The organism is Dolichospermum heterosporum TAC447 (genome assembly GCF_024584745.1).
GTDB classification, from domain to species: Bacteria; Cyanobacteriota; Cyanobacteriia; order Cyanobacteriales; family Nostocaceae; genus Dolichospermum; species Dolichospermum heterosporum.
Window position 1 is genome coordinate 728,852 of the sequence record NZ_CP099464.1, and the last position, 22,993, is coordinate 751,844.

Consider the following 22,993-nt stretch of genomic DNA (forward strand, 5'->3'; position numbering starts at 1 on the left):
AAGATTATCGCTGTCCAGATGTGTCTAGACTTTGGTAATTTTGGGTAAGTTTTATAGAACGGAATAGCCCCGTTAAAGAAAAGGTAGAGTTTGTGGGTAGTGTTCTGTTTATCCCTTGTTTCTTTGTGGACATGGGATTACTAATTGATATACCTGCGTTTATCAAAACTCTCAGTTCAATTACTTTAACTGTGGCAATTGTTGTGGCACTGATTAGCAGTAAATTTGTGGCGGCCTTTCTAGCTAAAACATTTTATCGCTATAACAATTCAGAGATGCTGACAATGTGGTCATTATCGCTACCGCAGGTAGCAGCCACACTCGCAGCCACATTAGTTGCCTATCAATCCGTAAATCCTGCTGGTGAGAGGCTAATCAATGAGGGTGTCTTAAATAGTGTTATTGTCCTGATGTTGGTGACGGCTATCATGGGTCCGATAATTACAGCTAGGGTTGCTCGGTCTTTACAAGTCGTCCCGTCTACGGAATGGAAAACAGATAGTTTATCGGTGTGGTGGGAATCTCAAGAGCAAATAGAGACAGCAGACAACCGTTTGCAACAAGATTACCCGCCATTTATTGTTGTAGTTCCCATTTATAACCCGCTGACGCAACGTTATCTGCTGGAAATGGCAGCACTTATAGCCCGTCATGAATCTGGACAGATTATGCCTTTAGCTATTACTAAAGCCCATCTGAATATGGATGATCCACAATTAGTAACGGCACTAGCACAAAGTCAGGAAAGATTGAGGTTGGCTTCCGAAATTAGTCAAGAATTTAACGTCCAAGCATCACCGACAATTCGGATTGATGATAATGTGGCTTTGGGGATTAGTCACGCCAGTCGGGAACATAATGCTAGTTTAGTGATAATGGGTTGGGGAAATACCAGGAATTTCCGCGCCCGTTTATTTGGTAGTCTCATTGATAAGGTTTTCTGGTCTTCTCATTGTCCGGTAGCGGTAACACGCCTGTTAAAAAGTCCGACAGAAATCAGACGCATTCTTGTTCCTGTTGGTGACTTAATGAGGGTGACTATTGGGACTATCAGATTTGCCCAAATTTTAGCTGATGCTAATCAAGCTGAGGTTGTGCTTTTGCACGTGAACGATGCCTACCGCAGTCCCAGCCAACGCTTAATACCTGATGAGCAGGTTACACATTTCACATCTCAATTGTCTGATATTGCTAATCAAGGCAACTTACAAGTCAATACAAATATTTTAACAATTGTTGGTGATGATATTGCCAAAGTCATTATTGAGCAAGCGCAGGCATTTGACTTAGTGGTTTTGCGTTCTGTCCGCTATCGCACCGCTGGAGGATTAGCCGTTAGTGAAGTGACAACCCAAGTGATTAACAATTTGAAATGTTCGATTGTCATGCTGGGAGAACCTCAATAATACCTGTAATTCCCTCCTCTGACCCAAAAAAAGGCTCGATATTTGGGACAAAGACTAATGGCAATGGCCAGTTAGAGTTATTTAGACGAATATCTAGAACTAAAGTGAAATAGACGCTAAAATCGATCCAGCCTTTGTATTTTCGTGGTTTTGACCCAGATAACTCAGAGTGCGGTTCACTGCATAAATCCCCATTGTCAACGTCCTTACCCTCAACCTTGGGGAAACAAATTCTGTAACAGTTGTGGCGCACCGCTGCATCTGTTAGATCGCTATTTCTCTCTTAAACCTCTCGGTGCGGGGGGATTTGCCCAAATTTACACAATTTGGGATGAAAAGACACAGACAGAAAAAGTGCTAAAGGTGCTAGTTGAAACTTCACCCAAGGCGCTGGAATTATTTATTCAAGAAGCGGAAGTTTTAAGTAGTTTCCGCAATTCTGGCGTGCCTAAAGTTGATGCTAATGGGTATTTTCAAGTTAACTTAATTAATCCTAAACCCCATCAATTACCTTGTTTGGTGATGGAAAAAATCAATGGCTACACTTTAGAGGAAGTGGTAATAAATTCTCCTCAAGGTTGTTCCGAAGATTTGGTACTCGGTTGGTTTATTCAAGCCGTGTTGATTTTACAGGAATTACATAAACGCCAAATTATTCACCGAGATATAAAACCTTCTAATTTGATGTTACGGACTTCCACACCAGTATCTCCTGCCAAAAGTGATCAATTAGTGCTAATTGATTTTGGTGGTGCTAAACAATTTAGTGGGTCAGTTTTGCGATCACACTCCACATCTACACGCTTATACTCTTCCGGTTATAGTCCCCAGGAACAAATTCGCGGCGGTAATGTTGGACCAGCCGCAGATTTTTATGCTTTAGGACGGACGATGATTCAACTACTTACCGCCAAATATCCATCCGAATTGGAAGATAGTTTAACTGGAAAATTGCGTTGGCGTAATTATCGGCAAATTAACCCAGATTTAGCGGATTTAATTGATGAAATGGTAGAAGATGATGTGCGATTACGTCCAGCTAATACAGCTATTATTCATAAACGCTTACTAAGTATCGCCTCGTCATCTTCACAGCCAGGTTTATTCAGCAGTCCGGGTAAATCTGTTGTCCAATCAATCACTGAATTTACTCAAGCTATAAGTAATACTACTTTATTGATAATTCAGGGAATATACAAATTTTTATCCGCCTGTTTGGCGACTGTTTGGGTAATGATACTGACAAGTATCTGCGCGGGAATCGGGACTATAATTGGTTTTGTCCTGGCTTACCATACCAGTTTAGGCGATCGCTGGCTAGAATTACTAGCCTATCAATTCCCCACATTAGTCGAAAAACAACCTTATATAGCCGCAGAAACTATCCTATATGGTTTTGCAGGTTTGGGAACAGGTTGGGGATTAACCTTATCAGGCTGTTTTGGGCAAAAGCGGCGGTTTCTCATCACAGCCTTAATGGGCTTAATTGGCTACAGTTTAGGCTGGATAGCTTGTCAATTCATCACCACACCGAATCCGGCGGAAAGCTTAGTCACATGGATTTTAATCTCACTTCCCCTATTAACCCTTGGTTTAGGTCTTCGCAGTCATCAAATCGCCTACGCTGTCATTGCAGGTTTAGGAAGTTCCAACCTCATAGCCATTCTCGTACGTTTAGGGTTAGGACTACATTTATTCCATTTTTCCAGTCAACCACAAGGGCTGGATATATTTTCACCCATAGGTTTTTTTAGTTTAGTGAGTATTTTAATCAGCTTTTCCCTGAGTATAAGCCATTACCTAATTGTCCCTTGCTTACGCTGGTTAGGTTGGCGATAAGGAGAAGGTAGGGGCGCAGGGCTTACGCCCATTCAGGAAGAAGCAGGAAGAAGAAGAAAATTTTTCCCCTGTTCCCAAAAACACAGATACCCCCAGTTCATTTGAGTTGTGAACTGGGGGCATCCCATAATTGGTAGACTATAAATGTTTCGGTATACTGAAGTTGAAACCAATATACACTCTTTATTCCCATTTGCATAGTTCTGTAATAACAATTTATTTAAGTTTTGTATATTTTTAATTATTCCTTCATATTTAAGACTGATTAAACCAGCAAATATACTGTCATTTTAATAAAATTAGCAGCATTCTAGCAAAAAACACCGCGCAACTCAGCCAATGTGGAACTTAATAAGTAGTGAGACAGAATTAATTACACAATGTCATTGCGTAAACGTGGCGTGGCGTTAGCCATATGGAACGAAGTGAAATGAAGCAATCGCCAGGGTTGTGATTGCTTCCCTTCCCTCGCAATGACTGTAAATATTTTTGTCCAATTACTTACCTGAAATTAAGTTACTCTGAAGCTTATTTGCAGAAAATATTGAAACATTGAACATGGAACGCACTATTTCATTTTTAGGCATTTGTGTTTTCATCGGTATATGCTACGCCCTGTCCGTGAATCGTCAAGCCGTGCGTTGGCGTACAGTTGCTTGGGGGTTAGGGTGGGAATTTATTTTAGCTATAGTCATTCTCAAAACCACTTGGGGTTTGAACTTATTTAAATCCTTGGGAAATATCGTTGGTAACTTTTTAGCTTTTTCTGATGTTGGTGCAAAATTCGTCTTTGGTGAAAACTTCAAAGATCATCTGTTTGCTTTTCAAATTCTCCCCACAATTATCTTTTTCTCATCATTTATCAGTATTCTTTATTACTATGGCATTTTGCAAAGAGTTGTCAATGCCCTAGCATGGTTCATGATGAAAACCATGAAAACATCAGGTTCTGAATCTTTGTCCTGTGCGGGCAATATCTTCTTGGGACCAACAGAGGCAGCACTCATGGTCAAGCCTTACATAGCAAATATGACAAAATCTGAATTGCACGCTGTCATGACTGGTGGTTTTGCTACCATTGCTGGGGGTGTACTAGGTGCTTATTTGTCCTTTGGGATTCCACCAGAACATTTAATTGCTGCTTTTTTTATGACTTCTCCTGTTGCATTGATAGTATCAAAAATAATGTATCCAGAAACAGAAGTATCGGAAACTACGGAAAAAGTTAATATAGACATCAAAAGTAATTATGTTAATGTTCTTGATGCAGCCACATCTGGGGCAATTGATGGGGTAAAATTAGCAGTTAATGTTGGGGTAATAATAATTGCTTTTTTGAGTTTATTAGCTGCTGTGAATGCTAGTTTAAGTTGGTTGGGAACGTTGGCAGGTTATCCGCAATTATCCTTAGAAGGGATGTTATCTTTAATTATGTTTCCCGTAGCCTGGTTAATGGGTATACCTTGGGCTGACTGTGGACAAGTTGGAGCATTATTAGGTAAAAAGACGATTCTTAATGAATTTATCGCCTATTTGGATTTAGGAGAACTGATTAAGAAACAAGAAATTTCTCAACGTTCAGCTATTATTACTACCTATGCCTTATGTAATTTTGCTAATATTGGCTCAATTGGCATTACTATTGGTGGGATCACAGGAATAGCACCCAACCGTCAACAAGACTTAGCCCGTATGGGTTTAAGGACTATGATTGGCGGATTATTGGCCGGTTTTATTACTGCGGGAATTGCGGGAATTTTGATTTAGAAATAATTGGAATTACAGGATTTGCTGTAGGGGTAGCGCCCCCCGTGCCTACCCCATTCTTATGGAGGTACAAGAACCCCACCACCGGGAACAGGGAACATTTGTTACCAAAACTGTAACAATTGAGAATTTATGAATCGTGGATGAGATAGTGAACAATTAGTAGATTAGCAACGTCTTTTGCAATAGACACCTGAAAATCTGGAGTAATTGAGGTAAAAGGATGAATTCTGTCACAACCAATTTTCTGCAACGACGTTATGGGGTAAGTTTGGGCAGACGTTATGTTTTAGCAGCCGCTGGTGTTATGGTATTAGGTGCTTTTGCTTGTTATCCGATAGATAACCTCGTTCCCAGCCTCCGACTGGGAATGCCCTCAAGAGCCTCTGCCTCTGCTACCATTGAGGGCAGAGCCTTCTAAAATTCATTCCCATACAGAGTATGGGAACGAGAAAATGAGAAGAGTATGGGAACGAGAAAATGAGAAGAGTATGGGAACGAGATAAAGAGGTTGTTTTAGACTTTGATTGATGATTATATTGATCGTCAACAGACAAGTATGCTAGGGACAAAGCAAGAGCTTCATTGGTGTCAACTTAACGCAAAACCCATAGCCCGCCTGGGAATAAATTCCCAGTCTAATAAGTAATGGGACAGAATTAATTACACAATTTCATTGCAAATGGAACGAAGTGAAATGAAGCAATCGCAAGGGTTGTGATTGCTTCCCTTCCCTCGCAATGACTGTAAATATTTTTGTCCAATTACTTAGCAAAAGTCATCTGAAGATGACTAAAGATTAGGAAAATTTATTAGTCCGTTAAAACGGACTTGAGCTATGAGACAGGGAATTTATTCCCTGACGGGTGTGGAAGCCAACAGATAAGCCATTTTTAGCCTAAGTTGACACCAACAAGGAATATGGTTTTTGTGAATGTGTAACGCTCATTAACCTTATCCAAAAACAACACCGCGATAAATTTCCGATATCGGTAAATCAACCCCAACAGACTCCAAAGAAATGGATTTTTCTAAATTATTAAAATCACTCAATAACCAACCTTGAGACTGTTTACTATATTTTTCTATAAAAATTTCATCTTGTTCAACTAATAAATATTCACAAAAACTGCTAATTGAACGATACATCCGAAACTTGCTTTGTCGGTCATAATCTGCGGTTGAAGGTGATAATACTTCTACAATTAAAATGGGATTTAAAACTTCATCATTGCGGTTTTCATTTAGTTGCGGTTCATCTGCAAAAACCATTACATCTGGATATACTCCGCGTTTATATTCAGGAATCCATAACCTCAAATCACTATTAATTGGCTCACATTTACTATCACGCAGAATAAACTTGAGAAATGCAAAAATATTGCCCCCTATACGGCTATGATTGAGTGATCCTCCCGACATTGGCACAATTTCCCCATCACGATATTCACTGCGTTCTTCAGCTTTTTCTTCAATGGCGCGATATTCATCTAAACTATAACGACGCTCAACAGTAGTAATCATCATCTTGTAAGCAATTACATTGAAGTAATCATGATTCTAGCAAAACTGGATATATTGTTGAATCATTGACATTATTATCAATAATATTGAACAAGTTTTTATCTAAAATATTACCCAAATAGTTGAGTTATTATCTCGTTCCCAGTCTTTGACTGGGAATGCCCTCAAGAGGCTCTGCCTCTGCTATCATTGAAGGCAGAGCCTTCTAAAATTCATTCCCATACAGAGTATGGGAACGAGAAATCCCCGACTTCTTCAAGAAGTCGGGGATCTGAAAATCATTAATCATCACCAACAGCGTACTGGATCAATAAAGATAGACGCTGACGCAGGGTTTCCAGTCCTAACCGCTGACTAGCAGAAATAAACACGGCTAAGGGAAACTCTTCTCTGGCTAAAGCCAGTGTTTCACTACTAACTTGATCAATTTTATTAAAAGCCACTAACGCAGGTCCTGGTGTAATCGGCATTTGCGCCAGTATATCCCTAACTGAGCGAATATGACTTAACCAAGCAGGATGAGATAAATCCACTAAATGCAGTAAAGCATCTGCTTCTGTCACCTCTTCCAATGTTGCCCGAAAAGCATCCATCAAAGATGCGGGTAACTCATGGATAAACCCCACAGTATCCGTCATCAAAGTTTCCTGGGGTGCGCCGGTTTCCGCATGAGGAAGCATTAACCGCCGTGTTGTCGGGTCAAGGGTGGCAAACAATTGGTCAGCAGTGTATACTTCTGCGTTGGTAAGAGCGTTAAGTAAGGTAGATTTACCAGCATTGGTATAACCCACCAAAGCCACCGAGGGAACTTGTCTATCTTGTCGTCGTTGACGTAAGCGACAACGATGAGCTTGTAATTGATTAACTTCGTGTTGCAGTTGAGAAATTCGCTTTTGAATAGAGCGGCGTTCTGTTTCTAGCTTGGTTTCACCTGGACCTCTTGTGCCAATACCACCTCCTAATCTGGACATACCCTCACCTTTGCCAGTGAGTCGTGGTAGCATATACCCTAACTGTGCCAGTTCGACCTGTAACTTACCTGCACCAGATTGAGCGCGTTGGGCAAAGATATCTAAAATTACTTCGGTGCGGTCAACTACTCTAACACCAATTTGCGCTTCTAAATTGCGGACTTGGGAACGGGAAAGATCACGATCAAATACTACTAAATTAGCACCTAGAGTTTGCACAGCGATCGCCACTTCTTGGACTTTACCCTCACCAATCACCGTTTGGGGATGAATCCGCGATCGCTTTTGTTGTAAGGTTTGTAAGACAACACCTCCAGCTGTATCCACTAATCGAGTCAATTCTATGATGATGTCTTGGAATTGTTGCGGAGTGATATTTTCTGTTAATACCCCCACAATTACCACCCGATCATGATCAGCATCTACTTCTTGAGCTACATACTCCCGACTAAATTCCTCTTCTAAACTTTCCACCAAGTCCAGAAAATCCTGGTCGGCTAAATCATCTAAACTCAGAGGTGGTGAGATGTGGGAATATATCCCCGCATCTGAAATACTAGTACCAGAGGATTGCGTCGCCACTAACTGTCTGCTATTGGCTACTAGATGCGCTAAATAAGCTTCTTTCACATACCCGGTTGCACCACCACCACGCTTTGTGAATCCTCCCCCAGTAATATTTAAAACTACTAAAGCATCTAATCTTTGTAAAGCCATGGCCGTTAAGGCTGACTCACTTGGTGGTTCTGACTTGAGATTGGTAGATAAACAACGAATACCGCTGAGACGTTCTGCTCCGTAGCGGGGCAGTTCTAGGGGCGGAATTTGAGTTTGACGCGGAGTACCGACACCAACCCGAATTACCTGTCCGCGACGATTAATGTAAACACAAACAGGTTGATTAATTTCCGTACTGACTGCTGCCAGACGTTGAGCAAAATCAGTTGTAGTAATAAAATCACCTGATATCCGCTGGTGGTACAGCCGCTGGAGTTGTTTTAGCTGGCTGGACTTCAAACCTTGAACATTGCCAAAGATAGTCTCTATAGGCGTTTATGACCAGTTACCTGGTTCCCCCTGAATCCTTACACTGTCTATTTTACAACAGGGAACAGGGAACAGGGAACAGGGAACAGGGAACAGGCAAGAGTTTTTTAATTCTTCATTTTGAATTTGTGAGTAGTTTTTATTTATAATGAGGGAAATTTCTAGACTCTCAGGCGATTATAGATTTATAATTAACGATTGTGAGTTTTTCAAAAAACATAAAAGTAATGAACGCGCAAGAGATTATTCGCTCAATTGAAGCGGAACAGATGAAATCTGATTTACCCGACATCTATGTTGGTGATACAGTCAAAGTCGGAGTTAAAATTCAGGAAGGCACTAAATTCCGTGTACAACCTTACGAAGGTGTAGTCATAGCTAGACGCAATGGCGGCATCAACGAAACTATCACAGTCCGTAAAGTTTTCCAAGGTGTGGGTGTAGAACGAGTATTTTTGCTTCATTCTCCCCTAGTTGAAAGTATTAAAGTATTGCGTCGTGGTAAAGTTAGACGTGCTAAACTGTACTACCTACGTAAACTAGTCGGCAAGGCAACCCGCATTAAACAAAGATTCGACCGCCCTTTGTGATTCTCAATGGTGAATTAATAGACAAAACCCAGTCTGCAAGCGGCATCCGCCGCTAACTTGCCAAAAGAAAAAAAATAGGTTACAATTGAAATCGAAATTGCGTTAAACTAAGAAAGTTCGGCGCAATGACTGTAAAAAGAAAAGCTTGTGCGCTCTTAGTTCAGTTGGTAGAACGCAGGTCTCCAAAACCTGATGTCGGGGGTTCAAGTCCTCCAGGGCGCGCTCAAAAAGAAAAATATTGCCCGAAGCAATAACGTCACTGCCGAAACAGCGGAAAACGTCAATTATTTCGGGTATAATTTTTTTAAAATGTAGCTTTCTTATTACGAGATTATTGAGACTGAAGCTGTAAACCTTGAAAATCACAAGGTTAGGCTATTTAAGAAACGGGGGTATAACGACTGTGGCCAAAAAAAATGAAGCAGAAATGCCAGAAACCGAAAATGGGTTTAACTTAAACAATTTTTTCCAGGGTACAAAGGAAGAACTTGAGAAAGTGATTTGGCCCAGTCGGAAACAGTTGGTAAGTGAATCAGCCGCTGTACTATTAATGGTTACACTCTCCGCATCTTTGATATATCTGGTCGATGGATTGTTCGCTTGGGCAGCAAAACAGGTGTTCTGATGACTTCTGCAACAGACGAACCACGCAACTCCGAGTTGCAGTTAGAGGAAACACTCTTAACAGCGATGAAAGAAGCACGCTGGTATGCAGTGCAAGTAGCCTCTGGCTGTGAGAAACGGGTAAAGACAAATTTAGAGCAACGTATCCAAACTTTTGATGTGGCTGACAAAATCATCCAAGTGGAAATTCCCCACACCCCAACGGTGAAAATCCGTAAGGATGGTAAACGGCTACCTTCAGAAGAAAAGGTTTTCCCTGGTTATGTGCTAGTCCGAATGGTAATGAGTGATGATACATGGCAAGTGGTAAGAAACACCTCTCATGTGATTAACTTTGTGGGTGCAGAGCAAAAGCGTGGTAGCGGTAGAGGTCGTGGTCACGTTAAGCCAGTTCCCCTAAATCCTTCGGAAGTTGAACGCATATTCAAACAAGCCTTGGAACAAGAGCCTGTAGTCAAAATTGATATGGCTTCAGGTGATAAGATAGTTGTGCTTTCTGGTCCATTTAAGGATTTTGAAGGTGAGGTGATTGAAGTTTCCCCAGAACGGAGTAAACTAAAAGCTCTACTCTCGATCTTTGGAAGAGATACACCAGTAGAATTGGAATTTAATCAGGTTAAAAAACAGAGCTAAATACAAATGGCGAAGAAAGTAGTAGCGGTCATTAAGTTGGCCCTGAATGCTGGGAAAGCCAACCCAGCACCGCCAGTTGGTCCTGCGTTGGGTCAACATGGTGTTAACATCATGATGTTCTGCAAAGAGTACAATGCCAAAACAGCAGACCAAGCTGGGATGGTTATACCTGTAGAAATTTCTGTCTATGAAGATAGAAGTTTTACGTTTGTCCTCAAAACTCCACCAGCATCAGTGTTGATTCGCAAGGCAGCGAAGATTGAAAGAGGCTCAAATGAACCCAACAAAAAGAAAGTTGGTAGCATTAGCAGAACGCAATTACGCGAAATTGCTCAAACTAAACTTCCCGACCTCAACGCCAATGATATTGATGCAGCCATGAATATTGTGGAAGGAACTGCTAAAAACATGGGCGTAACAGTCACAGATTAGGTGACAGGGAACAGGTGACAGGTGACAGTAAATAAAAAAATAACCACTGACAACTGACAACTGACTAATAACAAAATCATATCGGGGGAGAAGTACAACTTCGAGATGACCCCAGGAGAAAAAAATGGCAAAAAAAGTATCACGCCGCTTACAGGCGTTGCTGGAAAAGGTAGAAGATAAGGATTATACACCCTTAGAAGCATTAGCTCTGTTAAAAGAAACGGCAACTGCTAAGTTTCCTGAAGCTGCTGAAGCTCATATCCGTTTAGGAATTGACCCTAAATATACAGATCAACAATTGCGGACAACGGTAGCACTACCCAAGGGAACAGGACAAATTATCCGGGTAGCAGTTATCGCCAGAGGTGAAAAAGTCACAGAAGCAACTAACGCTGGTGCTGATATTGCTGGTTCTGAAGAACTCATTGAAGATATTCAGAAAGGCATGATGGACTTTGATAAGCTGATTGCTACGCCGGATGTGATGCCACAGGTAGCAAAGCTGGGTAAATTATTAGGTCCACGGGGTTTGATGCCTTCACCCAAGGGGGGAACAGTGACATTTGATGTTGCTAGTGCGATCGCTGAGTTCAAAGCTGGTAAATTAGAATATCGGGCTGATCGGACTGGGATTGTCCATGTTATGTTTGGTAAGACTGCTTTTTCACCTGAAGATTTATTGATCAACCTGAAGGCATTACAAGAGTCAATTGACCGTAACCGTCCTTCAGGTGCTAAGGGTCGTTATTGGCGGTCATTGTACATATCCTCGACAATGGGACCATCAATTGCTATTGACATTAGCGCCCTACGAGAGTTAAAACTAACTGACGCTGCATAATTTTAGATTTTAGATTTTAGATTTTAGATTTTATAGTTGCTAGATAGATAATTGAATTTTTTGTTTCGTTATCAAGCTTTAATTTCAAATCCAAAATCCGAAATCCAAAATCCAAAATTTAATAAAGCCGGAGACAGCAGGTGCTAATAGCTTAATATCCTGCCGAGGTTGTAATTTTAACTACCTAGAGTTTAAGCCGCAAAAGCGGAATAACTACGGGATTAAAAATACCACTTTGAAACCCTGGCTAAGTTAGCTGGGGTTAATTGTTTTCGGTAAGTCACCAAAGGGTAACAGGTAACAGGTGACAGGTGACAGGTGACAGGTGACAGGTGACAGGTGACAGGTGACAGGTGACAGGTGACAGGTGACAGGTGACAGGTGACAGGTGACAGGTGACAGGTGACAGGTGACAGGTGACAGGTGACAGGTGACAGGTGACAGGTGACAGGTGACAGGTGACAGGTGACAGGTGACAGGTGACAGGTGACAGGTGACAGGTGACAGGTGACAGGTGACAGGTGACAGGTGACAGGTGACAGGTGACAGGTGACAGGTGACAGGTGACAGGTGACAGGTGACAGGTGACAGGTGACAGGTGACAGGTGACAGGTGACAGGTGACAGGTGACAGGTGACAGGTGACAGGTGACAGAAAATAGAGTAAGAACTGACAACTAACAACTGACCACTGACAACTGACATTGGAGGTGAGACAAGTATGGGAAGAACGTTAGAAAACAAGAAAGAGATAGTAGCTGATCTCAAAGAAAGTTTGAGTGTATCAACTTTAGCACTGGTAATTGATTATCAGGGGTTAACTGTTGCTGAAATCACCGATTTGCGTCGGCAACTCCGTCCTAGTGGTGCTATCTGTAAGGTGACAAAAAACACCTTTATGGGTATTGCGATTAAGGATCAGGAACAATGGCAGCCAATGTCAGAATTACTGAATGGTTCTTCTGCATTTCTGCTAGTTAAAGAAGATTTATCTGCGATTAAAGCTTACCAAGCATTCCAAAAAGCCACCAAGAAAACAGAAATTCGCGGCGGTGTGATGGAAGGTCGTGTCCTGAGTGAAGCTGATGTCAAGGCTCTAGGAGACTTGCCTTCTAAGGAACAACTCATGGCTCAAATTGCTGGAGCTATCAACGGTGTGGCTACCAAGCTGGCTGTTGGTATCAACGAAGTTCCCAGTTCCTTGGCTCGCGCTTTGCAAGCTGTTGCTGAAAAAGAAAATAGCGATAGTTCTGAAAGTGCTACCGAAAGTTAGTTGTAGTCAGTAAAAATTAACTACTGACCAATGACAACTAGATAACTAAAAACTAACAAATCATACATTCTTTAGGAGTTATATCCATGTCTGCTGCAACCGAACAAATTTTAGAACAATTGAAATCTTTGACCTTATTAGAAGCTTCTGAATTGGTTAAGCAAATCGAAGAAGCTTTTGGTGTTAGTGCTGCTGCTACTGGTGGTGGCATGATGATGATGGCTGCTCCTGGTGCTGCTGCTGCTGAAGTAGTAGAAGAGAAGACCGAATTTGATGCAATTCTGGATTCTGTACCTGCTGATAAGAAGATTGCTGTCTTGAAAATCGTTCGTGAAATCACTGGTCTAGGTCTGAAAGAAGCTAAGGACTTGGTAGAAGCTGCTCCTAAAGCTGTTAAAGAAGCTGTAACTAAGGACGCTGCTGAGGATATCAAGAAGCGGATTGAAGAAGCTGGTGGTAAGGTAACAGTTAAGTAATTGTTATTAGGTGATTGGTAATGGGTAATTGGGAAGAATTTTTTACCCATTACCCATTACCCATTACCCATTACCCATTACCCATTACCCATTACCCATTACCCATTACCCATTACCCATTACTCAATTATTATTTTTTCAAAACTGGCATTAAATATTGTGTGAGTGTAAAGGCATCAACTCCTAATTCTGTTCTTGTTTGTGCTGCTAATATTCCTGCTTGGGAATGCCACCAAGCGGCAGTTGCGACTATATCTTCTATAAGAATTTCTTTATTCATAATTTGCGCTAATAGTCCCCCTAATAAACCAGTCAATACATCACCACTGCCTCCACGCGCTAAGGCTGGGGTACTTTCAGGATTTATCCAAACATTACCTTGGGGATTAGATATGGCTGTTCTTGCTCCTTTTAATAGGACTATAGCACCACTTTCTTGGGCTGCTGTTTGGATGGCTTTGATTCGGTCTGTGTGGTCAATATTCGGAAATAACCGCTTAAATTCTCCTGTATGGGGTGTGAGAACGGTGGCTGATTTTCGCTGTTTTAGGCGGGGGATAGTGCCTATTTGTGCTAAAATATTTAAGGCATCAGCATCAAGAATTAGGGGACATTCGCATTGAATTATTTCGGGAATAATAGATATATTGTCTTTGGTTAAACCGGGTCCGCAAGCGATCGCAGTAAATGAATTTAAATCTATATTTTCTGGTAATTGTACACTAGCGATCGCTCCTGTTTCTGTTTCAGGACAACCAATAATTAAGGCTTCTGGTAACTGGGAAACTAACAACATTTTTAAGGATTCTGGAACAGCAATAGATAGCATTCCCACACCAGAAGCTCGCGCACCCAAACCTGTTAAAATCGCTCCACCGGCATAACGTCGAGAACCACAAATTAATAATAAATGTCCTTGTTTGTATTTGTGAGTAATGAGGGGACGGGGTAAAGGTAAGGTGGATAATGCCGTTGTTTGTGTAATGCGTTTGATTTTGGGAATATCACCGATTACAGCCTGAATATCTGCTAGGGGAATATCAAAATCAATTAATTCGGCTTGACCAATATAAGGTAATGCTTGTTCTTGTAATAAACCTTGTTTCCATAAACCCAAGCAAAATGTATAAGTTGCCTGGATAGCTGTTCCTAAAACTTCCCCTGTATCTGTATGTAAACCTGAAGGTATATCAATACTAATAATGGGTTGATTTTTGTTATTAAAATAATTAACTGCCGCAGCGATAGAATCAGTAATTTCTCTTTCTAAACCAAAGCCAAATAAACCATCAATTAAAAAATCATAACTTGGTAATTGGGAAATTTCTTGATAACAGGGGATTTTTAAACTTTGTGTATATTGGAAATGTTGAGAAGTTAATTCTTTTAATTTAGAAAAAGGTTGATAAATCCAAACTTGATAACCGCGAAAATGCAATTCACGAGCTACTACTAAGGCATCTCCTCCATTATGACCGGGTCCGACTAAAATTCCTACACATTTTCCTGGGGAAATAATAGCCTGTAAGCGTTGGAAAATTAGTCCTCCTACTTTTTCCATTAAAGCAGCTACAGGCATTCCTGCTGTAAATATTCTGGCTTCAATTTCCCGCATTTGGCTTGCGGTAACAATAAATTTTTCTTTAGTCATTGGTCAGTTGTTAGTTGTCATTTTTCATAAAAAGTCTGAACTATGATTTGTTTGATTATTTTGATGAAGATAATTAATTTATCGGTTAAGGAAACTAATCATCTTCATCACAAAAATCATAGTTCAGACTTATTTGCCATAATAGACCCTGGCATTGCCGTAACCTGAATTTTTCAAATAGTTATTCCATTGTTCTGCTTCCAAGCGATCGCTAAATGGTCCTACAGCTATGTGCGATCCCAATGGCTGACTTCTCCTAAATACATTAATATTAATACTAACTCTTTGGCGAATTTCTGTCCCTAAAGAAATTAATCTATTAGAATTACTGGGAATAACTACATAATATGAATTTCTGTTTTCTTGTTGATAATTTTGGGTATTAGATAATTCTATATTATCAGAATCAACAATTTTTGCGCCAGGAATACCATTCAATTCCAATTCTCTTACTCGTTGTTGAGCATTAGATTGTCCATTAAAAACGCCAGATTGGATAACCTTACGTCCATTATAATTGCGAATATAGGCATTAGTTTCAATTTGCCGAACTCGCTGTAAAACTTGAGAATTATTACTGTCAACATAAACAAAATACCGATCAAATCCTTGATTATATTGACTATATTGTATACCTTGAGATTGATATAATTTGACTGATGGTAACTGCGATGATGGCTGTTGGTCAATGGATATGTCTTGGGGGTATGGAAGTGTTCCTTGGGCTAATATGGGAATATTATTAGGTATTTGAGCTTGAACCCAACTATATTCACCGAGAAACATCCAACTTCCACTTATCAGCAAAGAAAATACGGGTAAAGAGGTAAAACGACCAACTCTTAAAATAGGCATATTTGTTACCAGTTTTTGCAAAAGTTTTGAGTTTAATTCCAATATTGTAGAATAATTTGAAAGAGCATTAAAGCGGTGAGATTACTCATGAATTTATTGATTTTTAGTAGCCAATTGTTCCGTCAGGCATAATCGCTTTAAACAAATTTGCACCTGTGAGATTTGTCGTACTAATTTCTGCACCGAGTAGATTTACCTTGGTTAAATTAGCATCGGTAAAGTCCGTCATTGCTAAACAAGCATATACTAATTCTGCTTCAGTTAGATCAGCTTCGCGGAGATTAGCTCGACTAAAGTTAACTTTACTCAGTCTAGCAAAACTGAGGTTTGCTTGGTTGAGCTTGGCTTTGATTAGGATAGCTTCTGGCATGATTGCACCCTGCAAGTTAGCACCTATTAATTCTGCTTCAGTCAAATTCGCTTTTGCCAGTCTAGCATTTGTCAGATTAGCACCATTCAAATTACAGCCTTCTAGATTAGTCTCAGTTAAAGTGGTATTTTGTAAGATAGCTCCGCTCAGGTTAGCACCACTCAAATCTACACTACGCAGCGTGGCTTCACTTAAATTAGCACCACTTAGATTTACCTTAGCTAAGTTTGCACCAGTTAAATTAGCACTGCGTAAGTCAGCTTTATGGAGGTTAGCACCTAAGAGATTAGCATAATAGGCTCTTTTTTCTTCTCGCAGGTTAGCACCGCGAAGACAAGCACCTGTAAGGTTAGCACCACTCAAATCAGCACCGCGCAAATCAGCATTCATTAAGTTAGCATCTAGTAGATGTGCCAAAGTTAAATTAGCATTACGCAAATCAGCCCCCTGCAACGTTGCACCATGCAAGTCAGCATCATGTAAGTTGGCATTTTGTAACTGTGCTTGAGTTAGGTTTACACCACGAAGATTTGCACAAATTAGATTGGCATTATTGAGAATAGCTTGACTTAGATAGCTAAAAGTTAGGATAGAGTTACGCAAATTTGCCTGATTTAAATTTATACCAATTAAATCTGCATCAAATAGATTTATGTTATTTAAGTTTGCGTTGATAAATTTTGTTTCTCCATTTGCATATCGGTTCAGAAGTTCTTTGGCATCCATAATAGATATCTCTCAATTATTGTGATAAAGGTTTCCAAAATCAAAAATAGGTTTGATTCTTTGTGATTGAGTATATTTCAAGTAGGCGGTATTGTAATTTGACAGGTATTACTGCCATTGTCATCAGAATCATCTAAATCATCAGCTTGAGTGTGTACAGGTTGATAATTAGGATTAGTAGGTGGTTTAGTTCTTTCAGGTAAATAACTATTAGGCGGTTTATGTGACTTGGTATCAACTGGCATATTACCATACAAGGTACGCATGACCCTGATGATTACACCAGATGCTTGATTATTTTTATCTAGGTTCCCTAAAGAGATAACTGTACTGTTAATTTTAGATTCAAGTTCTCCGATAGTTGGACAAGAATCAAATAATTTCTGCAATAAACTATCCAGTTCTTCAGATTTTAGTTTCAACCAGTCTTCTTCATTGAAAGTAAATTTTTTATCAAGTGCGGAAAATAAAATTATTTTTGCCCTTAATGGGCTAGTATATTTCATCAAGTTTTGCCGCAAATCAAATTGATCATATTGATATTTTGTTGAAATGCTTGAAGATACAGTTGATGGATTTAATGATGTTTTTTCACTATGATAAAATATAGAAATATTGTGGTCAGATTGATTCAATATTATGCCTGTATCTTCTTCATTAACTTGATTTAATATTATTCCTGTCTGCTGATCAGAGGTTGGATATAATTTTTGTAATTCTTTGATAATGATACTGGCAATTATAGAATATTGTTTTGGTTTACTGAGACTTTTAACAGCAATAGATAAATTTGCGGTTAAGTGATTTATTGTGGGATTTAAACTAGATAATTCTTGAATTAATTCTTCTAATTTAAATCTATCTAGGGTATCTTGATCATTTTCCCACTCATTTTTACAAGCGAAGAATATTAATTTCTTAATTCGTTTTGAGTTTTCATGCTGTTCTAAGAATTTCACTATTTCATCAAAACTAGATAGGGTCATGATCGGGATATCTCCAGTACAAGTATTCAATAGCAGGAATAGTTATAAATTATAGCTGTACTAGCACACTGTTGGATAGAAAAGGATAAGCTTTTGATACTGGAGGGGGTTGGGGGTGGGGTTCTTGTACCTCATCGCATCGGGAAGTGCTGTAAGTAGTGAGACAGAATTAATTATACAATATTATTGCGTAAGTGTCGCGTGGCGTTAGCTATATGAAACGAAGTGAAATGAAGCAATAGCGTTTGTGGAGCGTCCCAGAGGGAACTAGCACTGCTGCAAGCAGTTCGCAAGGGTTGTGATTGCTTCCCTTCCCTCGCAATGACTGTAAATATTTTTGTCTAATTACTTAGATAAAAATGAAAGGGAAAAGTCTATAAAATTTCACTATTTATCATTTAACGATTTAATAAAATTCAATTTTATACTTTTATTTTTAGCCAATCAATATTTTTATTTAAATAAATTCTCGTAACCAAGTATGATTTTCAATCATGCAAGTGCTATGGCATCATGATTAATTAACTCTACCACTACCACTACCGATAAAGTACAAAAGTGCCATCCGCACTGCGACACCGCTAGTTACCTGAGATTGAATTAAGCTAAATTCGGGATCATCCATTAAATCAGAACTAATTTCTACACCCCGATTTACTGGACCTGGATGCAATACTTTAACGTTAGGTTGACAAAGTTTTAACTTGGTGCGAGTAATGCCGAATAGTTGATGATATTCTCGTAAACTAGGTAATAGATGGGCTGTCATCCGTTCTTTTTGTAAACGCAATGTCATCACAAAATCGGCATTTTCTAAAGCTGGTTCTAGTTGCCAATGGGTAAATAATCGGCTAGAGTCTGCTGGACATCCTAAGTATTCTGCAAAGAATTTAGGTAATAATGTGGGAGGTGCAGCTAAGTGAACTTCGGCACCACTAGCGATGAGACTCCAAATATTAGAACGGGCTACGCGAGAATGTAAGATATCGCCAACAATAGCAATTTTTTTACCTTGCAATGATTCAATTTTGGGTTGTGCAGGGTCAATTAAACTACAAATTGTGAATAAATCTAGTAATCCTTGGGATGGATGTTCATGTTGTCCATCACCGGCATTGAGGACGCTAACTTTTACACCTAGACGATCCATTTCTTGAGCGATTCGCTTGTGGCACTCCTGCATCCTTATGGCGGACTACCATAATATCAGTTCCCATTGCTAAATAAGTCTTGGCGGTGTCAAGAATTGTTTCACCTTTGGTCATGGAAGATGTAGCTGCGGCAAAGTTGAGAGTATCTGCACTTAGCCTTTTAGCCGCAATTTCAAAACTACTGCGGGTGCGGGTAGAGGGTTCAAAAAATAAATTTGCTACTACCTGTCCCTGTAATGTGGGGACTTTCTTTGTCCGTCGTGATAGTACCTCTTGAAAAGAAGCCGCAGTTTGTAAAACGGCGTTATATTCAGCGGTTGTGAAGTCAGCGAGTGTAAGAATGTGATGACGATTCCAGGTAGTAGTAGACATTGGGATTTTAGATTTTAGATTTTAGATTTTAGATAATTGTTTATTGGTAATGACGAAAAAAGCATAATTACCAATTACCAATTACCAACCGATTAACTTTCTAAATGGAATACCTTTAAGGCGATAGAAATCATACTGAGGAAGGTTAAAAATCCGATGGTATCTAGCATTGTTGTCACTAACGGACCACTCATTAAGGCTGGATCTAGTTTTAAATGCTTTAAACCCATTGGTAGCAAGGTTCCTAAAGTCACCGCTACCATTGTATTAGTAGCCATAACTGCCCCAGCTATTAAAGCTACCCATCTTTCTTGGGGTTTAGCCCAAATTAGGGAAAGGGCAACCATTGTCAGCCCTAAAGCTACGGCTGTTCCTAACCCAGCTAAAAGTTCTTTGCGGAGAATTTTACCAGTATCTTCGGGTGTGACTTCTCCTACACCTAAACCGCGAATAGTGACAGTCAGGGCTTGTATACCTACAGTCCCCCCTGTGTTAGAAAATATGGGCATGATCACGGCGAGAACGGGTACAGCGGCGATGACTTGTTGAAAAGGAGCGATCGCACTGGCAGCACCAATATATAATCCCATAATCCCCAATAACCAAGGCAACCGTTTCCGAATAGTAATATGTGCGGGAGATAAGGCTTCTTCATCACCACTTACCCCTGCCAATTTTTGGATATCTTCTGTAGCTTCTTCTTCTAAAATATCTACGACATCATCAATTGTAATAATACCGACTAATCTATCTTCTCTATCAACCACAGGTATAGCGATTAAATCGTATCGCTGCATAATACGAGCGACTTCTTCCTGAGAGGTTTCTGTCCTAACTTTGACAACGTGGGAGCTGGCAATATCTTTAATTAAGACATCGGGAAAGGTAAATAATAGCTGACGCAAAGAAACAACACTAACTAATTTGCGATTATCATCAGTGACATAGGCATAGTAAATTGTTTCCTTATCCTGATCTTGCAAGCGGATTTTACTGAGGGCTTCACCAACAGTTAAACCTCGTCGCAAGCGAACATATTCCGTTGTCATTACCCGCCCCGCAGTCCCTTCTGGATAGCCGAGAATTGTGGCTGTAGCTTGTCTTTGTTCGGGACTGAGTTGTTGTAATAAGCGTTTGACTACTCCTGCTGGTAGTTCATCAAATAAATATGCCCGTTCATCAGGACTCATTTCTTCAACGAGGTCTACTACCTGGGCATCGTGGAGGGAGTTAATCAAGTCTTCCTGTACTTCTGTGGGTAAATACTCAAAGACATCTATGGCTTGATCTTTGTTGAGTAATCGGAAGGCGATCGCTCTTTGTTTTTCGGGCAATTGAGTGATATACTCACCCACATCTACTGGCTGTAAACAATTCAAGTCACATTTAAGCTGATTTAAGTCAGCAATATCTAAGGACTTGCGAATTTCCTGTGTAAGCATAATAGAAATCTCCTAAAGTCTCCCCCGCGCTGGGAGACTGTCTCGCCAGCTTAGAGGAGGATACTACTGCCATCTGTTGGACTTTTGTCCATAACCTCTCGTAAAATTGAATATCAACGTGAAAACTAAAAATAGCACCGCTAATTAAAGATTTTAGCTCGGAATCCAGTTTTCCGATAGATGCTAAATGACATTCTAAGCATAACTGGTAACTGACACAAGCCGTTAATGTAAATTATGGGTGAAAATTTCCCAAAAAATAAATTATCCAATAATTGTAGAGTGCATTAGCGTTTGATTTAGGGAGTAGCAAATAAGTAAGGGTTTAGCACTGCTAAACCCCTACATCTATAATACAGATTGGGATATTTTTTTAATTGTCAGTCCCTTATTTCTTCAAAAACTTTTGTTGCATCTTGATTACAAAAATATTCACTTCGGGAATATTCATTCTAGAAGCAATTATCGCAAATACTCCAATTCCCACAAAAGCAGATATGGATAATTCTATTAGTAAATTAATTAAATCTGGTTTACCTAACACCTGTCGGGAAGCAACCAAAGTTCCAAAACTGGCTAAACCTGCAATTATACTCCCAACCGTTAACCCCAAAATTGGTACACACCATTCTTGCCAGGGTAAGCCATTAAGTTTGCGATTGAGCAAAAATAACAACATCAACATGGAACTACAATTAACTCCAACTGTAGCTAAAACTAATCCAGGCGCACCAAAAGGTTCAACTAATATTAAATCTAATACAGCATTAAGAACAATATTAAATATACTAATTTTAAAAGGTGTTTGTCCATCACCTAAAGCATAAAATACTCTAACTAAAACATCACGCCCTAGATAGACAAACATCCCAATTCCATAGGCAATTAATAGAGAAGACACTAACTGAGTTGCTTCTTGTTTAAATGCTCCCCGTTGATAAACTATCTGGACAATTGGCACAGATAAGGATACCGTTAATGCCCCTAAAGGTAGCATGGTAACGGCAGTTAATAAAAGTCCTTGCCGAATACGCAATTTTAGTTCTGGCCAATTGTCTGGGTGGGAAAGTTTGGCAAATGTCGGTAATAAAGGCAGTAAAATAATATTAGAAATAATTCCTAATGGAGTTTGGACTAAAAGATTAGCATAGTTAAAACCTGCCGCTGCACCAACAATAGGACTAGCAAAATAAAGATCAGTAGCGACATTTATTGGCATCATTCCTGATGATATTGTCGCTGGAGTCATGATTTTAATTACTTCTTGCACACCGGGGGATTTGAAATCAAATCTCAGGCGTAATGTTCCTAGTCCTAACCGCCATTGCACAATTAGCTGTACTAACCATTGGAGAATTCCCCCTGCTAAAGTTCCCCAAGCTAATACTATGCCACCGATTAAAGCATATTCGGGACGAATAATTTCTTTACCGTGTTGTAACCCTAAAATAGCAATACCGATAATAACAGTAATACTAGATAATAATGGACTAATTGATAATAACCAATATTGATTAGCTGCATTTAAAGTTCCAAACCCAATCCCAATTAAACCAGCAAATAATGCTAAGGGTGCCATGATTTGGATTTGACGGATAGCGATCGCTCTTGTAGTTGCTTCTAAGCCATGACCCACAAAATCAACAATATACTCAGCGCAGAAAATCTGAGCAAATGTCACCACTAATAACAACCCACCCACAAGAGTTGTGATTGTTTCTACTATCGGTGCAGCTTCCTCTTTTTTATGTTTAGCCAAAACACTGACAATGGCACTATGTAAAGGTCCGTTGACACCACCAAGTAAGATTAAAAGAAAACCAGGGATAATATAGGCATAACTATAAGCTGTAGCTGCTGCACCTACACCAAAAGCCGCAGCGATTATTTGCTGCCTAATTAAACCAAACACTTTACTAATTAATGTTGCTGCGGCAACAATACCAGCAATGCCAGCGAAGGAACGAGCAGGTTTTTGATCTTGTTGTGTCACGAATATTTATTAGTCCGTTGTCAGT

Annotated in this window: 19 protein-coding genes, 1 tRNA gene, 2 pseudogenes and 1 other annotated feature; of the genes and pseudogenes, 12 read left to right on the forward strand and 10 right to left on the reverse strand. The window is 39.8% G+C overall.

What is annotated here, in order from left to right:
* Positions 1–65: 65 nt before the first annotated feature.
* The 4 genes and pseudogenes from NG743_RS03260 to NG743_RS03275 all read left to right on the forward strand — a co-directional run.
* Positions 66–1,406: pseudogene (locus NG743_RS03260) on the forward strand (universal stress protein); the annotation flags it as partial.
* A gap of 150 nt (positions 1,407–1,556) precedes the next feature.
* On the forward strand, positions 1,557–3,245 hold the full coding sequence (locus NG743_RS03265; RefSeq protein ID WP_257121517.1) for a serine/threonine-protein kinase: 1,689 nt from the start codon (positions 1,557–1,559) through the stop codon (positions 3,243–3,245).
* Between the two features lie 558 nt (positions 3,246–3,803).
* The gene (locus tag NG743_RS03270) at positions 3,804–5,012 is read left to right on the forward strand and encodes a NupC/NupG family nucleoside CNT transporter (RefSeq protein WP_027404884.1); all 1,209 of its coding nucleotides are present in this window, start codon (positions 3,804–3,806) and stop codon (positions 5,010–5,012) included.
* Positions 5,013–5,235: 223 nt separating this feature from the next.
* On the forward strand, positions 5,236–5,433 hold the full coding sequence (locus NG743_RS03275; RefSeq protein ID WP_027404883.1) for a hypothetical protein: 198 nt from the start codon (positions 5,236–5,238) through the stop codon (positions 5,431–5,433).
* A 533-nt stretch (positions 5,434–5,966) separates the two neighbouring features.
* Here the strand turns inward: NG743_RS03275 and NG743_RS03280 are convergent.
* Complete coding sequence (locus tag NG743_RS03280) at positions 5,967–6,536, reverse strand: Uma2 family endonuclease (RefSeq protein ID WP_027404882.1); 570 nt, start codon at positions 6,534–6,536, stop codon at positions 5,967–5,969.
* A 281-nt stretch (positions 6,537–6,817) separates the two neighbouring features.
* On the reverse strand, positions 6,818–8,554 hold the full coding sequence (gene hflX / locus NG743_RS03285; protein WP_027404881.1) for a GTPase HflX: 1,737 nt from the start codon (positions 8,552–8,554) through the stop codon (positions 6,818–6,820).
* A 227-nt stretch (positions 8,555–8,781) separates the two neighbouring features.
* Here hflX and rplS point away from each other — a divergent pair, with 227 nt between their 5' ends.
* The 6 genes from rplS to rplA all read left to right on the forward strand — a co-directional run bounded on the left by rplS (position 8,782) and on the right by rplA (position 11,674).
* The gene (rplS, locus tag NG743_RS03290) at positions 8,782–9,144 is read left to right on the forward strand and encodes a 50S ribosomal protein L19 (RefSeq protein ID WP_027404880.1); all 363 of its coding nucleotides are present in this window, start codon (positions 8,782–8,784) and stop codon (positions 9,142–9,144) included.
* A 149-nt stretch (positions 9,145–9,293) separates the two neighbouring features.
* Positions 9,294–9,366 (forward strand) — tRNA-Trp (locus NG743_RS03295).
* 181 nt (positions 9,367–9,547) lie between these two features.
* A complete protein-coding gene (secE, locus tag NG743_RS03300) occupies positions 9,548–9,769 on the forward strand; it encodes a preprotein translocase subunit SecE (RefSeq protein WP_015078220.1) in 222 nt (73 codons plus the stop codon).
* Entirely contained in the window at positions 9,769–10,401 is a 633-nt protein-coding gene (gene nusG / locus NG743_RS03305; RefSeq protein WP_027404879.1) for a transcription termination/antitermination protein NusG, read from the forward strand. The genes secE and nusG overlap by 1 nt, the downstream gene beginning before the upstream one ends.
* 6 nt (positions 10,402–10,407) lie before the next feature.
* The gene (gene rplK / locus NG743_RS03310) at positions 10,408–10,833 is read left to right on the forward strand and encodes a 50S ribosomal protein L11 (RefSeq protein WP_027404878.1); all 426 of its coding nucleotides are present in this window, start codon (positions 10,408–10,410) and stop codon (positions 10,831–10,833) included.
* A gap of 124 nt (positions 10,834–10,957) precedes the next feature.
* Positions 10,958–11,674, forward strand: a complete 717-nt coding sequence (gene rplA, locus NG743_RS03315; RefSeq protein ID WP_027404877.1) for a 50S ribosomal protein L1 — start codon at positions 10,958–10,960, stop codon at positions 11,672–11,674.
* A 109-nt stretch (positions 11,675–11,783) separates the two neighbouring features.
* Positions 11,784–11,951 (forward strand) — a sequence feature (ribosomal protein L10 leader region).
* Here rplA and NG743_RS03320 read toward each other — a convergent pair.
* On the reverse strand, positions 11,896–12,378 hold the full coding sequence (locus tag NG743_RS03320) for a hypothetical protein (protein WP_257121518.1): 483 nt from the start codon (positions 12,376–12,378) through the stop codon (positions 11,896–11,898). It overlaps the preceding feature by 56 nt.
* A gap of 16 nt (positions 12,379–12,394) precedes the next feature.
* Between NG743_RS03320 and rplJ the strand changes: the two genes are divergently transcribed.
* Positions 12,395–12,946, forward strand: coding sequence for a 50S ribosomal protein L10 (gene rplJ / locus NG743_RS03325; protein WP_193964095.1), 552 nt, complete (start codon positions 12,395–12,397; stop codon positions 12,944–12,946).
* Between the two features lie 86 nt (positions 12,947–13,032).
* Complete coding sequence (gene rplL / locus NG743_RS03330) at positions 13,033–13,422, forward strand: 50S ribosomal protein L7/L12 (protein WP_027404875.1); 390 nt, start codon at positions 13,033–13,035, stop codon at positions 13,420–13,422.
* Between the two features lie 130 nt (positions 13,423–13,552).
* Here rplL and NG743_RS03335 read toward each other — a convergent pair whose 3' ends face one another.
* From NG743_RS03335 to murJ, 7 genes and pseudogenes are all read right to left on the reverse strand, one after another.
* A complete protein-coding gene (locus NG743_RS03335) occupies positions 13,553–15,073 on the reverse strand; it encodes a bifunctional ADP-dependent NAD(P)H-hydrate dehydratase/NAD(P)H-hydrate epimerase (protein ID WP_027404874.1) in 1,521 nt (506 codons plus the stop codon).
* A gap of 129 nt (positions 15,074–15,202) precedes the next feature.
* Positions 15,203–15,928, reverse strand: a complete 726-nt coding sequence (locus tag NG743_RS03340; RefSeq protein ID WP_027404873.1) for a hypothetical protein — start codon at positions 15,926–15,928, stop codon at positions 15,203–15,205.
* Positions 15,929–16,031: 103 nt separating this feature from the next.
* On the reverse strand, positions 16,032–17,024 hold the full coding sequence (locus tag NG743_RS03345) for a pentapeptide repeat-containing protein (RefSeq protein ID WP_027404872.1): 993 nt from the start codon (positions 17,022–17,024) through the stop codon (positions 16,032–16,034).
* Between the two features lie 77 nt (positions 17,025–17,101).
* Positions 17,102–18,010 (reverse strand): hypothetical protein, encoded by a 909-nt coding sequence (locus tag NG743_RS03350; RefSeq protein ID WP_051424461.1) that lies wholly within the window; start codon positions 18,008–18,010, stop codon positions 17,102–17,104.
* A gap of 517 nt (positions 18,011–18,527) precedes the next feature.
* A pseudogene (locus tag NG743_RS03355) lies at positions 18,528–19,533 on the reverse strand (aspartate carbamoyltransferase catalytic subunit).
* 92 nt (positions 19,534–19,625) lie between these two features.
* On the reverse strand, positions 19,626–20,975 hold the full coding sequence (gene mgtE, locus NG743_RS03360) for a magnesium transporter (RefSeq protein WP_027404869.1): 1,350 nt from the start codon (positions 20,973–20,975) through the stop codon (positions 19,626–19,628).
* A 388-nt stretch (positions 20,976–21,363) separates the two neighbouring features.
* On the reverse strand, positions 21,364–22,968 hold the full coding sequence (murJ, locus tag NG743_RS03365; RefSeq protein ID WP_257121519.1) for a murein biosynthesis integral membrane protein MurJ: 1,605 nt from the start codon (positions 22,966–22,968) through the stop codon (positions 21,364–21,366).
* Between the last annotated feature and the right edge of the window lie 25 nt (positions 22,969–22,993).

Bases quoted from the DNA above. Each gene is read 5' to 3' on its own strand.
- NG743_RS03270 (WP_027404884.1), top strand. From the start codon at position 3,804: ATGGAACGCACTATTTCATTTTTAGGCATTTGTGTTTTCATCGGTATA.
- NG743_RS03275 (WP_027404883.1), top strand. From the start codon at position 5,236: ATGAATTCTGTCACAACCAATTTTCTGCAACGACGTTATGGGGTAAGT.
- NG743_RS03280 (WP_027404882.1), bottom strand. From the start codon at position 6,536: ATGATTACTACTGTTGAGCGTCGTTATAGTTTAGATGAATATCGCGCC.
- rplS (WP_027404880.1), top strand. From the start codon at position 8,782: ATGAACGCGCAAGAGATTATTCGCTCAATTGAAGCGGAACAGATGAAA.
- nusG (WP_027404879.1), top strand. From the start codon at position 9,769: ATGACTTCTGCAACAGACGAACCACGCAACTCCGAGTTGCAGTTAGAG.
- rplK (WP_027404878.1), top strand. From the start codon at position 10,408: ATGGCGAAGAAAGTAGTAGCGGTCATTAAGTTGGCCCTGAATGCTGGG.
- rplA (WP_027404877.1), top strand. From the start codon at position 10,958: ATGGCAAAAAAAGTATCACGCCGCTTACAGGCGTTGCTGGAAAAGGTA.
- NG743_RS03320 (WP_257121518.1), bottom strand. From the start codon at position 12,378: ATGTCAGTTGTCAGTGGTCAGTTGTTAGTTGTCAGTTCTTACTCTATT.
- rplJ (WP_193964095.1), top strand. From the start codon at position 12,395: ATGGGAAGAACGTTAGAAAACAAGAAAGAGATAGTAGCTGATCTCAAA.
- rplL (WP_027404875.1), top strand. From the start codon at position 13,033: ATGTCTGCTGCAACCGAACAAATTTTAGAACAATTGAAATCTTTGACC.
- NG743_RS03335 (WP_027404874.1), bottom strand. From the start codon at position 15,073: ATGACTAAAGAAAAATTTATTGTTACCGCAAGCCAAATGCGGGAAATT.
- NG743_RS03340 (WP_027404873.1), bottom strand. From the start codon at position 15,928: ATGCCTATTTTAAGAGTTGGTCGTTTTACCTCTTTACCCGTATTTTCT.
- NG743_RS03345 (WP_027404872.1), bottom strand. From the start codon at position 17,024: ATGGATGCCAAAGAACTTCTGAACCGATATGCAAATGGAGAAACAAAA.
- NG743_RS03350 (WP_051424461.1), bottom strand. From the start codon at position 18,010: ATGACCCTATCTAGTTTTGATGAAATAGTGAAATTCTTAGAACAGCAT.
- mgtE (WP_027404869.1), bottom strand. From the start codon at position 20,975: ATGCTTACACAGGAAATTCGCAAGTCCTTAGATATTGCTGACTTAAAT.